The sequence below is a fragment of the Chromohalobacter nigrandesensis genome (assembly GCF_023061285.1).
Classification (GTDB): Bacteria; Pseudomonadota; Gammaproteobacteria; order Pseudomonadales; family Halomonadaceae; genus Chromohalobacter; species Chromohalobacter nigrandesensis.
This window is the reverse complement of record NZ_JAKGAM010000017.1, coordinates 59,434-70,644: the sequence shown is the minus strand read 5'-3', so window position 1 is coordinate 70,644 and position 11,211 is coordinate 59,434. Positions and strand designations below refer to the sequence as shown.

The 11,211-nt window shown below is 59.6% G+C and carries 11 protein-coding genes; 10 read left to right on the top strand and 1 reads right to left on the bottom strand.

Annotated features, from left to right (window positions below; all coding sequences use genetic code 11):
- Both L1073_RS15740 and L1073_RS15735 read left to right on the top strand, forming a co-directional pair.
- Window positions 1-597, top strand: a 597-nt coding sequence (locus L1073_RS15740; protein ID WP_246900829.1) for a hypothetical protein, incomplete at its 5' end; no start/stop codon positions are given.
- A gap of 249 nt (window positions 598-846) precedes the next feature.
- Complete coding sequence (locus L1073_RS15735; RefSeq protein WP_246900828.1) at window positions 847-1,698, top strand: tetratricopeptide repeat protein; 852 nt, start codon at window positions 847-849, stop codon at window positions 1,696-1,698.
- 168 nt (window positions 1,699-1,866) lie between these two features.
- On the opposite strand, the gene greB is transcribed toward L1073_RS15735, so the two are convergent.
- On the bottom strand, window positions 1,867-2,412 hold the full coding sequence (greB, locus tag L1073_RS15730; protein WP_246900826.1) for a transcription elongation factor GreB: 546 nt from the start codon (window positions 2,410-2,412) through the stop codon (window positions 1,867-1,869).
- Between the two features lie 198 nt (window positions 2,413-2,610).
- Here greB and L1073_RS15725 point away from each other — a divergent pair, with 198 nt between their 5' ends.
- The 8 genes from L1073_RS15725 (at window position 2,611) to L1073_RS15690 (ending at window position 11,208) form a co-directional block, all read left to right on the top strand.
- A complete protein-coding gene (locus L1073_RS15725) occupies window positions 2,611-3,294 on the top strand; it encodes a TRAP transporter TatT component family protein (protein ID WP_246900825.1) in 684 nt (227 codons plus the stop codon).
- 126 nt (window positions 3,295-3,420) lie between these two features.
- Window positions 3,421-4,050 (top strand): NUDIX domain-containing protein, encoded by a 630-nt coding sequence (locus L1073_RS15720; RefSeq protein WP_246900823.1) that lies wholly within the window; start codon window positions 3,421-3,423, stop codon window positions 4,048-4,050.
- A 3-nt stretch (window positions 4,051-4,053) separates the two neighbouring features.
- Window positions 4,054-4,500, top strand: coding sequence for a DUF1249 domain-containing protein (locus L1073_RS15715; RefSeq protein ID WP_246900821.1), 447 nt, complete (start codon window positions 4,054-4,056; stop codon window positions 4,498-4,500).
- Window positions 4,500-5,222: a metallophosphoesterase gene (locus L1073_RS15710; protein ID WP_246900832.1), complete on the top strand. Its 723-nt coding sequence runs from the start codon at window positions 4,500-4,502 to the stop codon at window positions 5,220-5,222. Before L1073_RS15715 ends, L1073_RS15710 begins: the two co-directional genes overlap by 1 nt.
- Before the next feature lie 169 nt (window positions 5,223-5,391).
- Window positions 5,392-6,309 (top strand): sulfate adenylyltransferase subunit CysD, encoded by a 918-nt coding sequence (gene cysD, locus L1073_RS15705; RefSeq protein ID WP_246900820.1) that lies wholly within the window; start codon window positions 5,392-5,394, stop codon window positions 6,307-6,309.
- Window positions 6,310-6,456: 147 nt separating this feature from the next.
- A complete protein-coding gene (gene cysN, locus L1073_RS15700; RefSeq protein WP_246900818.1) occupies window positions 6,457-7,899 on the top strand; it encodes a sulfate adenylyltransferase subunit CysN in 1,443 nt (480 codons plus the stop codon).
- Window positions 7,900-8,082: 183 nt separating this feature from the next.
- Window positions 8,083-8,994, top strand: a complete 912-nt coding sequence (gene epsC / locus L1073_RS15695) for a serine O-acetyltransferase EpsC (RefSeq protein ID WP_246900817.1) — start codon at window positions 8,083-8,085, stop codon at window positions 8,992-8,994.
- Between the two features lie 147 nt (window positions 8,995-9,141).
- Complete coding sequence (locus L1073_RS15690; RefSeq protein ID WP_246900815.1) at window positions 9,142-11,208, top strand: LTA synthase family protein; 2,067 nt, start codon at window positions 9,142-9,144, stop codon at window positions 11,206-11,208.
- The last annotated feature ends 3 nt before the right edge of the window (window positions 11,209-11,211 follow it).

Sequence of the window (11,211 nt, the reverse complement as noted above, 5' to 3'; positions counted from 1 at the left end):
ATCTGGGACGGCATCAAGAAACTCACCGAGGCCGCCCATGCCTCGCGGCTGGGCCGGTCCCTCAGCGCCGAGCATGGCATGATCATGGGCGGCATCGGTGTGCTGGGCGGCATCGCCACCCTTCTCGTGATCGGCTTCGGTGCCACCGTGGGCCTAGTGGTCGGCCTGTTCGTCGGCCTTGTGACCCTGCTGTTCGGCTACTGGCTGGTCACCCTGGTCGCGCCCTCGGTACAGATGTGGATCGATCGTAGCCTGGTCGGCCACCACGCCAGCCAGGTACAGCCTTTCGGCGACCTGGCCTCGGAACAGAGCTCGCTGGCGATGGTCTTTCAGGGGGTGGTGGTGGAATTGTCGTGGGAGCCGGCGGCGCCCGATCCCACGAGATATTTTGATTCTAGTTCAAGTAACGGTGGGTATCTGGGGTTCAGTATCGATTCAGAGGCACGCAGAGAAGAGGAGGAGCGTGTCGAGGATTTGGTCAAAATCAACCTGAAGGTTCGAGTGCCGAAGTTGGATACCATGGAGTTGGTGCTTCAGCTTGCGCCGCAAAATAAACCAGAAGTAATCTTTAACTGGAACTATAAAAAACCGAGATAATGAAATGCTGGTTGCCGAAGCTAAACCGGAGTACAGCACAACCCAAGGTAGCGAACCAAGTGGCCAGCTTGACTTTACGCTAAAAGACAGTACCTACGTGGCGGAATGGTCGAAGGTATACGCGAAAAACGTATTGACCTCGTTGGTGGATCTAAATATCGACTTTAGGTCTTATGATATACGTTCTCTCAAGGGCGATACTTTGACTATAAAAATAGAAGACTCAGGGAATGAACGGGAGAGGGCTGAATGAAACGCTTGGCTTTTATGATAGTGCTGTTTCTATCCAGTTGTGCTGTACAGGCGGAAATACTGTTTCAGGATCCCACGGGAAAAGCGCTTAATGCCGCAATCGATAAGCTCTCGGAGGAAAGCGTTAAAGATTTGTCTACCCCCGACGTGAGCCGGAAAAAATTCTTCCTAGGATTATTTCATATAAGAGGAGCGCCAGAGTTCAATATTAAGAAGGACTGCAAAAAATCCATCGACCTTTTGCAATCTGCTTGGGACAAAGGTGTTGCTGATGCTGGTTATACTCTGGCCACCATGTATTACAATGGGATCTGTACAGTCAAGAATATCGACAAGGCACGAGAGCTGGCAGCTCAAACGGCACAGGAAGGTTACATCCTGGCGCAACGCATGCTGGGCCTGGCCTATGTGGGCAAGAAATGGGAAAAACTCTATTCTTACGACGTCGAAAAAGGTATCTACTGGCTAAGCAAAGCTGGTAACGCTGGAGATCGAGAAGCTGCTGCGCAGCTTGCACTCATGTACAACAGGGCTGTCGGTGTTTCTAAGGATGATAGAAAATATTTCACATGGTTAAAAAAAGCGGTTCTCAATGAATTTGAGAAAATAAATAGAGCCGGATTTCCGGCATTGGCTGAGAGTTATGAAAATGGAAAGGGCACTGAAAAGGACCTTGTCAAAGCCTACAAATATTACGATCTCAGCGGCACCGCTGGCGCTGAAGGCAAACAGCGCATCGCTAAAAAAATGACCCAGGAGCAGATCGATGAGGCTATCCGTCAGTCACAGGCGTGGCAGGAAGAAAATAACATCCAAATTGGAGGCGGTTTCATCCGACGCGTCAAGTGATGCTTGCCGCTTAGTCACCTATGCAATGCCCTCGCTGGGACGTAGCACAGCGGCGCCGACTGGAGCCGGCTGCTGGGTGCGGGGGTCAGTCTACTCAGTCCGGGATGGCGATGTCGACGCCGGAGTTATAAGTCCTTGCATCATCAAGTTACACCGGGGGCAGCAGCGTTAGGCTTCATGATCGGGGTCGGCGTAGGCGATATCCGTGATCACGTAGGTGGTGTCGCCACCCGGTGCCTGGACGGTGACGTCTTCGTCGAGCCCTTTGCCCAGCAAGGCACGGGCGAGTGGGGCGTCGACGCTGACCCAGTGCTTGTCAGTGTCGGTTTCGTCGTGGCCCACGATGCGGATCGCTAGTTCTTCGCCGTCTTCATCCTCGAGCGTCACATAAGCGCTGAAGTAGACCCGTGAGGTGTCGGCGGGCAGGCGGTCGACGACTTGCACTTCATCCAGGCGTTTGCCGAGATAGCGAATGCGTGCGATGACACGATTTAGCTCTTTCTTGTTATAGGTGTAGTCGGCGTTCTCGCTGCGATCCCCCTGGGCGGCGGCTTCGCCGACCTTGGTGGAGAGCGCGGGACGTTTGACGCGGGAAAGATGCTCATGGATGCCCTTGAGTCGGGCATAGCCTTGTGCCGTGATCAGCGGGCTCTTCTTTTCCTGACGCGGGTCCTTGGCAGGATCGCGCCAGCGGGTCATGTTACGGCCTTTCATGCCTACCTCCAGAGCGTGGAATGCTTACCCTACGCAAGCCTTGCCGGTACGCCAACCCCACTGTTCGGTGCGAGGCTCGTCGACACTACAACGCGAACTACGACGAATCGACTTAGCGATTAATTCAAACGTTCGTTACATTTTGAGATGAGTAAGCATACCTATCATCACAATAGTGCAGCACGCCAGGAGGTCGTCATGCAGGTTCGTCATGTCGTGGGAAGACGTCGACGCAGTCGTCTCATACCGGCCCGTCTTCATGCTGTCTTGTGCGTCGCCTTGATCGGCGTGTTCAGTAGCGCTCTGGCCTGGGCCGATGCCTCGCCGGACGGTGTATATCCGCTGATGTCGCGTTGGGGGAACGTGGAATACGGCATGCAGGGCGCGGCCCAGGAAAAGGCGCTGGCAAGCCTGGCGCAGGAAGCCGAGACGCTCGCCGAGGCACATCCCGACAACGCGCATGTGTTGACGGCCGAAGGCGTGATTCTTGCCTCGTACGCCCAGGCCAAGGGCGGTCTCGGGGCGCTTGATCTGGCGAAACGCGCACGCCAGGCGCTGGAGCGTGCCATCGAGCTCGATCCGCGTGGCGATGATGGCGCCGCCTATGTGACGCTGGGGGCGCTTTATGATCGTGCGCCGGGCTGGCCGGTGTCGTTCGGCGACGACGACAAGGCCGGTGAACTGTTGCAGCGTGCGCTGGAAATTCGCGGCGATGGCATCGACACTCATTACTTCTATGCCACGTATCTTCGTGACGAGGGGCGCCACGCCGAGGCACGGCGCCACGCGCAGCAGGCCGTCGACGGCCAGGCCCGCGAGGGGCGCGCCTCGGACGAGGCGTTGCGAGAGAAAGCGCGGCGGCTAGTGCACGAATTGTCATAGAAGAGCGCCGGCGCGGTTGGCATTGCCATGCCGCGTCGGGATAATGAGGCGCATTGTGCCCGTGTACCGGGGCGATGCGCCTTGCGACGTGTCGCCTCGTTCATGGCTTTACTGTCAGGAGGCGTCATGACTGAACAGGCTCATCCCTACGCGCCGCGTTATGCACACGAGTCGGTCGAGGAGCGCTTCGACGAAACGCTGCAATCGGGATTTTTCAGCCTCGAGCGGCGTCATTATCGACATCGCCGTTTCGACGGCCACTGGAGTGAGCGGGTCATCCGCGAAGTCCATGTGCGCCACGACGCGGTCGGCGTGCTGCTTTACGATCCGCAGCGTGATTGCGTGGTACATGTCGAACAGATACGTGCCGGCGCGTTGGACGATCCGCTAAGCCCCTGGAAGCTGGAGCCCGTGGCAGGGTTGGTCGACGCGGGCGAGACCACCGCCGAGGTTGCCCGCCGTGAAGCCATGGAAGAAGCGGGCTGTGAGATCGGCGAATTGATCGAGCTGTATACGTACTATCCGAGCCCCGGCGCGTGCACCGAACGGGTCACCCTGTTCTGCGGGCTGGTGGATAGCGACGGCGTGGGCGGCGTGCACGGTCTCGAGAGTGAAAACGAAGATATTCAGGTCCACGTACTGAGCTTTGCCCAGACTTGGTCGCTTCTCGAGCAGGGCATCATCGATAACGCGATGTCTCTGATTGCATTGAATTGGCTGGTGCGTGAGCGCGCCTCGCTACGGGCAAGGAGGTAGAGGATGGCGAAAGCGGCATATGTCAACGACCTCAAGTCCCTGCAAGGCGAATGCACGGCCAACTACCTGCGCCTGAGCCGACTGCTCGGTGACATGGGCGCCGGAGAAACACGCGAGGTCGCGCTGGCCGGCGAGCATCGCCGTTTTGGTTCGTTATGGCTGGAAGTGCTCGAATGCGCGCCTTACACCACCATTTGCCGTGTTTCCCAGAGTGGCGTGCTGGATGGCATTATCGAGTCGCCACGCATGCTCGTGCATTTATATCACGATGCGCGCATGGCGGAAGTCACCGACTTTCAGCGCCAACGGCATTTCCATGGCCGCTATCGCTATCCTAACGCGCGCATGCATCAGCCCGATGAAAAACTGCAGCTCAATCGTTTCTTGGGGGAATGGCTGGAACATGGGTTGGCACACGGGTTGACCGTGGACGTGCCGGAGCTGCCTTGATGCGCTTGATCCAGATCAGCGATTGCCATCTCTGCGCCAATCCCGAGGCGCGCTCGCGCATCGGGTACCCGCTACGCCAGTTGCGTTCGGTCGTTGCCGAGGCACGGCGGTTGCGTCCGGACATCGTGCTGGTCAGCGGCGATATCGGTCATGACGAATCCCCAGCCGCGTACCGCCATGCCTTCGAGGTCTTTGCCGAATTCGAGTGCCCATGGTTCTGGATGACCGGCAATCACGACCATCCCGAATTCATGGAAGAACTGCATCCTTTCCATGACGAACTCGACCTCGGTGAGTGGCGCCTATTGCTGCTGGATTCCCGCGTGCCTGGTCAGGCGGGCGGAGAGCTGGGCCAAGCCGCCTTGCAGGACCTTGCCATGCGGCTCGAGGAAGACGACCGCCCTATATTGCTGGCTATGCACCACCCGCCGCTGGAAATCGGCTCGGCGTGGATGGATGCGCTGGGACTGGCGGATCGCGAGGCGCTATGGCAGACGCTGGCCGCCTACGGCCAGGTGCGGGCGGTGCTGTGTGGGCATATTCACCAGGCCTTTGCGGCACGCCATGGCGACATTGCCGTTTACGGCTGTCCCGCCACCGCCGATCAGTTTCTTCCCCGGCGAGACGATTTCACGCTCGACGAAGCGTCACGCCCCGGCTTTCGGATCGTCGATCTGGAAGGGCAGCGGTTGTCGACTTGGGTTGAGCGTGTCGACCCTTGAGCCCGTAGACGTCACGTTCGAGCTCTTTTATTCTGAATCGTGCTTAAAAAATAGTTCTTAATTCTTTGACGTTATCATGTGTCTCTGGGTACCGTGAGCACCATGATGCGTAGAGCGGCGGGTCACGAGCTCTCCCCACCGCCATTGAATCTGAATTTCCGGATATTCTATGACCGAAATCACCCCCGAACGCCAGACTCACCTGAAGCAGCTCGAGGCGGAGTCGATCCGTATCATCCGCGAGGTGGCCGCCGAGTTCGCCAACCCGGTGATGCTGTACTCCATCGGCAAGGATTCGTCGGTGATGCTGCACCTGGCGCGCAAGGCGTTTTATCCTGGCACGCCGCCGTTCCCGCTGATGCATGTCAACACCACCTGGAAGTTCCGCGAGATGATCGAGTTCCGCGATCGCATGGCGGACGAGGTGGGCATGGAGTTGATCGAGCATATCAACGAAGAGGGCCGTGCCGCCGGTATCAACCCGTTCGATCACGGCAGTGCCAAGCACACCGACATCATGAAGACCCAGGCGCTCAAGCAGGCGCTGGACAAGCATGGGTTCGATGCCGCCTTCGGCGGCGCACGCCGTGACGAGGAAGCCTCGCGCGCCAAGGAGCGTGTCTACTCCTTCCGCGACAAGCACCACCGCTGGGACCCCAAGAACCAGCGCCCGGAGCTTTGGAACATCTACAACGGCAAGATCGACAAGGGCGAGTCGATTCGCGTGTTCCCGCTCTCCAACTGGACCGAGCTGGATATCTGGCAGTACATCTACCTCGAATCGATTCCCATCGTCCCGTTGTACTACGCCGCCCCGCGCCCGGTAGTCGAGCGCGACGGCGTCGACATCATGGTTGACGATGAGCGCATGCCGCTGGAAGAAGGCGAAGTCCCCGAAGAAAAATGGGTGCGCTTCCGTACGCTGGGCTGTTACCCGCTCACCGGCGCGGTGGAATCCCACGCCGACACGCTGCCCGAGATCATCCAGGAAATGCTGCTGACCAAGACCAGCGAACGCTCAGGTCGCGCCATCGACAAAGACCAAGCGGGCTCCATGGAGCGCAAGAAGCGGGAAGGCTATTTCTAGCCCTGAGCTACGAGCTACGAGCTACGAGCTACGAGCTATGAAAAGCGTTAACCCAGACTTCCCCATTGCGGTGTGTACGACCTGCTCGCAGCCCGATGCTCGCGGCTCGCAGTTTGTCTCACCCCAACGATAACGAGAGACACGATCATGTCCCACCAGTCATCGCTGATCGCCGACGATATCGAGTCCTACCTGCACGAGCATGAAAACAAGGATCTCTTGCGTTTCATCACCTGCGGGAGCGTCGATGACGGCAAGTCGACCCTGATCGGGCGGCTGCTGCACGATTCCAAGATGATCTACGAGGACCAGCTCGCCGCCATCACCCAGGCCTCCAAGACCAGCGGGACCACCGGCGATAAGGTCGATCTGGCGCTGCTGGTGGATGGTTTGCAGTCCGAGCGCGAGCAGGGCATTACCATCGATGTCGCTTATCGGTATTTCTCCACCGATAAGCGCAAGTTCATCATCGCCGATACGCCGGGCCACGAGCAGTACACTCGCAACATGGCCACCGGGGCCTCCACGGCCAGTCTCGCGGTGATTCTCATCGACGCGCGTCACGGCGTGCAGACCCAGACCCGGCGGCACAGCTTCATCGCCGACCTGCTGGGCATCCAGCACCTGGTGATCGCGGTCAACAAGATGGATCTGGTCGACTATTCCCAGGCGCGTTTCGACGAGATCGTCGCCGAGTATCGCGACTTCGCCGCCAAGCTCAATGCGCCTAACCTGCACTTCGTGCCGCTCTCCGCGCTGGAAGGCGACAACGTCGTCAATCGCAGCGAGAACATGCCCTGGTATGGCGTCGATGGCCAACCCGGGACGCCGTTGCTCGAGCTGCTCGAGACCATCGAGGTCGCCCACGATCAGAATCTGACGGATCTGCGCCTGCCGGTGCAGTACGTCAATCGCCCGCACCTCGACTTCCGCGGTTACTGCGGCACGCTCGAGGCCGGCATTCTGCGGCCCGGTCAGGCGGTCAAGGTGCTGCCCTCGGGCAAGCGTTCCACGGTCGCGCGCATCGTCACCTTCGACGGCGATCTCGAGGTGGCTTATCCGGGGCAGGCGATCACCGTCACGCTCGACGACGAGATCGACATCTCGCGGGGCGACTGGCTGGTGGCCGCCGACGCCGAGGTGCCGCTGGCCGACGCCTTCGAGGCGGACATCGTGTGGATGCACGACACCGCTCTGGAGCCCGGCAAGCTCTACGATCTCAAGCTTGCCACCCGGGGGCTCGCCGGCAAGGTGAGCCAGATCGACTATCAGGTCGACGTCAACACGCTCGAGCATCACGCTGCCGACACACTGGGCCTTAATGCCATCGGCCGCTGCCGCATCGAAGTAGCCGGCACGCTGCCGGTGGACGATTACCGTGTGAGCCCCGGTACCGGCAGCTTCATCGTCATCGACCGGCTGACCAACGTCACCGTGGGCGCGGGGATGGTGCGTGGCGCCGCCGAGGGTGCTGGTACGAGTACCGGCGAAGTTGATTGGCAGGCCTTCGAAATAGAACTCAATGCCTTGGTGCGTAAGCATTTCCCGCATTGGGAGGCGAAAGACGTCCGCTCGCTATTGGGGCACTGAGCCGCGCATGCCGAATGTCTCGCATGCCCTTTCCCGCCTACGGGGAAGGGCATTTTGCATGGTGCCATTACGGTGCAGAGTGCGTGGCGACGACATGCATCACTTGTTGCGACACCGAGGTCGCACTCGACCATGAGGCGGCTTATCATGAGGCACTCGCATTCATTGAGGACACGCTGAGGTATGCATAACGTCGATTGGCAGCTTGAGGAAATCGTGACGCAACTGAGAGCCACCCGCGAAACCTGGCGCGAGCGTCATGGTCGTTCGCGCGAACGTGGCTGTCGTGAACTGCCGTCGCGGAGTGCCATTCGTGTCATTACCGACGACTTGATCGGAGCATTGTTTCCGATGCGTCTCGGGCCTAGCGATCTGCGCCGCGAAAGCGAGGACTTCTACATCGGCCACACGCTGGATGCCACCCTCAATGCGCTATGTCACGAAGTGTGCCTGGAGCTGAAGTATATCGCCCGGCAATTGGGTCGCGATGCCGGCGACACCCAGGCGCGTGCGGTGGAGATCGTGCAGGGGTTCGCGGCCGATCTGCCCGGGCTTCGCCGTCGGCTCGATGCCGATGTGATGGCGGCCTACCATGGTGATCCGGCGGCGCGTAGCGTCGATGAGGTGTTGCTCTGCTATCCGGGAGTGCATGCGGTGGTTCATCACCGTATCGCCAGCTACTTCTACCAGGAAGATCTCTCGTTGCTGGCGCGAATGATCGCGGAAATCGCGCATTCGGATACGGGGATCGATATCCATCCCGGGGCTACCATCGGCGAGGGCTTCTTCATCGACCATGGGACTGGCGTGGTCATCGGCGAGACCGCAATCATCGGTAATAACGTGCGTCTCTATCAGGCGGTGACACTGGGTGCCAAGCGCTTCCCGGCGGATGAGCGCGGCCATCTGGAAAAAGGCCTGCCGCGCCACCCCATCGTCGAGGACGACGTGGTCATCTATGCCGGGGCGACCATCCTGGGACGCATCACCATCGGCCAGGGCTCGATCATCGGCGGTAACGTATGGCTTACGCGCAGCGTGGAGTCGGGCAGCAATGTGACCCAGGCCAACCTGCAAAGCGGCCCATGCCCCTGATGAACCGTCTGGAGTGGTTCGGAAGATGTAGATGAGCGCGCGGCGTCGGCCGCGCGCTTTTTCATGATGTGGTGGGCTGCTCAGGTGAACTCGTCAGCGTTGATCAGGGCCGGTATAGTGTGCGCGCTTACCAAGTCGAGATGACCTATGCATAACGATTCCGTGACCGTTTCGCGCTGGCAGCACTGGCGTGAAATTAACCGTCAACTATGGCGCATGGGGCTGATCGGGGTAGTGACCCTGACCTTGATGCGTATCTTGCTGTGGCAACTGAACGCGCCGTCTTCGCTCGATGTCTCGGGCGAGGAGCTGCTGCAAGCCTTCTGGATGGGGTTACGTTTCGACGCCAAGATCATGGCGGTTCTCCTGGGGCCATGGCTGGTTGTTGCGACGGCACTGCTACTCTTACCGCGCGTCTTCCTGTCTGGCTGGCGTCGCCTGTGGCTGGTCTGGGCCATCGTGATCATGGTCCTTGTCAATCTTCTGGCGTTGATCAATCATTTCTTCTTCACCTTTTATCAGGGCCCGATCAATTCTCTGATCTTCGGATTGTTCGAAGACGACACCCAGGCGGTGCTGCAGACAATCTGGAGTGACTACCCGTTAATTCCCCTGGTGATCGTGTTGGTCGGCATGACGGGGACGCAGGTCGCGCTGATGCGGCGTGGCCATCGGCGTGCGCGGCGCCGGCTGGGATGGCGTTGGGCCACCCTGTTGGTGGTCGTTTCCTGGGTGGCGTTGATTGGGTTAGGACGTGGCACTCTGGGCACCTTTCCGTTGCGCGAGATGCACATGGCAGTGTCGTCGAATGCCTTCGTCAACGACCTGGTGCCTAGTGGGCCGCAGGCGCTTTATCTAGCCTGGAAGGAGCGTCAGGTCAATCAGATTGGCGACGACCCGGAGTCGGGTTTGGCGCGTTATGGGTTCGACTCTCCCATGGAGGCGGCAGAAGTGCTTGGCTGGTCGCAGGCCGATACCTCACAGGCGGTTCTCGAGCATATGACCGAGACAACCCCCGAGCGACCCGCTGCAGAAGAGAAATCGCCGCATGTCGTGTTTAGCTTGATGGAAAGCTGGGGGCGTCATCCACTGGACTTCGACGACGCCGAGGATAACGATCTGCTGGGTCACTTGCGTCCCTGGATGCAGGAAAAGGCGGATTACTTCCCCCATGCGCTATCGGCCGAAAACGGCACGCATCCCACTCTGGAAGGGCTGCTGTTGGATACGCCGATCAGCCCGTTGACGCAGAGTCGTTATGGCTATCGCCAGTATTCGACGTCGACGGTACTGCCCTATGAGCGCGCGGGCTATCGCACCGTGTTCCTGACCTCGGGCTCGGCGCAGTGGCGCAATCTCGACGATGCGCTCAAGCGTCAAGGCTTCGACGAGGTGCTGGGCGAGAGCGCAATCCGCGAGCGCTTCCCTGAGGCCAAGGGCAGCACTTGGGGACTCTTTGATGAGTGGATGTTCCGCTACGGCGAGGAACTGCTGAAAGAAGCCGAGGCCAACGACGAAAAGTTGATGCTGGTGATGCTATCGATCACCACTCATCCGCCCTACAAGATTCCGGAGGACTACGACCCCGCGCCCCTGGATGTTTCGCGGCTGGGCGACGATCTGGCCGTCTCGCCCGATTTCGGCACCTCGATTCTCGAGACCTATCAATATGCCAATGACAGCATGGGGCGTTTCCTCGACCGTCTTGATGCCGATGGGTTGATGGACCACACGCTGTTCGCGGCGACCGGCGATCACAATACGCGCTCCCTCATGCAGTATCCCGACGCGCATGATTTGTTCGATCAATTCGGCGTGCCGATCCTGATGTGGGTGCCGCCGGACTATCGCAAGGGCGACACGGCGCAGAAGGACGATTGGATCAGTCATCGGGATATCTTCCCGACGCTATGGGCGCATTCGCTTTCCGACGCGCAGGTGCCATGGATGGGACGCGATCTGTATACGCCGCAAGCATCGCCGATGGCGCTGACATTCAATCACCAGGATGGCGGACAGGGCGTCATGGTCAGCGAGGCGGGTGCGGTGACGAGCCTTACCGATCCTACCTATTATCATTGGTCGGACGATGAGCTGGCGTCCACGACGTCGCCGTCACGGGATCTGGAGGATCAGGCGCAGCGTGCCCGAGCGCGTATGGCGCTGGAAGATTGGCGCATTCGGCGCGAGGCCTTGCAGGCCGACACGCCATAGGGC

Coding starts and splice junctions, on each gene's coding strand:
- greB (WP_246900826.1), bottom strand. CDS start 2,412: ATGAAAGGCCGTAACATGACCCGCTGGCGCGATCCTGCCAAGGACCCG.
- L1073_RS15710 (WP_246900832.1), top strand. CDS start 4,500: ATGCGCTTGATCCAGATCAGCGATTGCCATCTCTGCGCCAATCCCGAG.
- L1073_RS15725 (WP_246900825.1), top strand. CDS start 2,611: ATGCAGGTTCGTCATGTCGTGGGAAGACGTCGACGCAGTCGTCTCATA.
- L1073_RS15720 (WP_246900823.1), top strand. CDS start 3,421: ATGACTGAACAGGCTCATCCCTACGCGCCGCGTTATGCACACGAGTCG.
- epsC (WP_246900817.1), top strand. CDS start 8,083: ATGCATAACGTCGATTGGCAGCTTGAGGAAATCGTGACGCAACTGAGA.
- cysN (WP_246900818.1), top strand. CDS start 6,457: ATGTCCCACCAGTCATCGCTGATCGCCGACGATATCGAGTCCTACCTG.
- cysD (WP_246900820.1), top strand. CDS start 5,392: ATGACCGAAATCACCCCCGAACGCCAGACTCACCTGAAGCAGCTCGAG.
- L1073_RS15715 (WP_246900821.1), top strand. CDS start 4,054: ATGGCGAAAGCGGCATATGTCAACGACCTCAAGTCCCTGCAAGGCGAA.
- L1073_RS15690 (WP_246900815.1), top strand. CDS start 9,142: ATGCATAACGATTCCGTGACCGTTTCGCGCTGGCAGCACTGGCGTGAA.
- L1073_RS15735 (WP_246900828.1), top strand. CDS start 847: ATGAAACGCTTGGCTTTTATGATAGTGCTGTTTCTATCCAGTTGTGCT.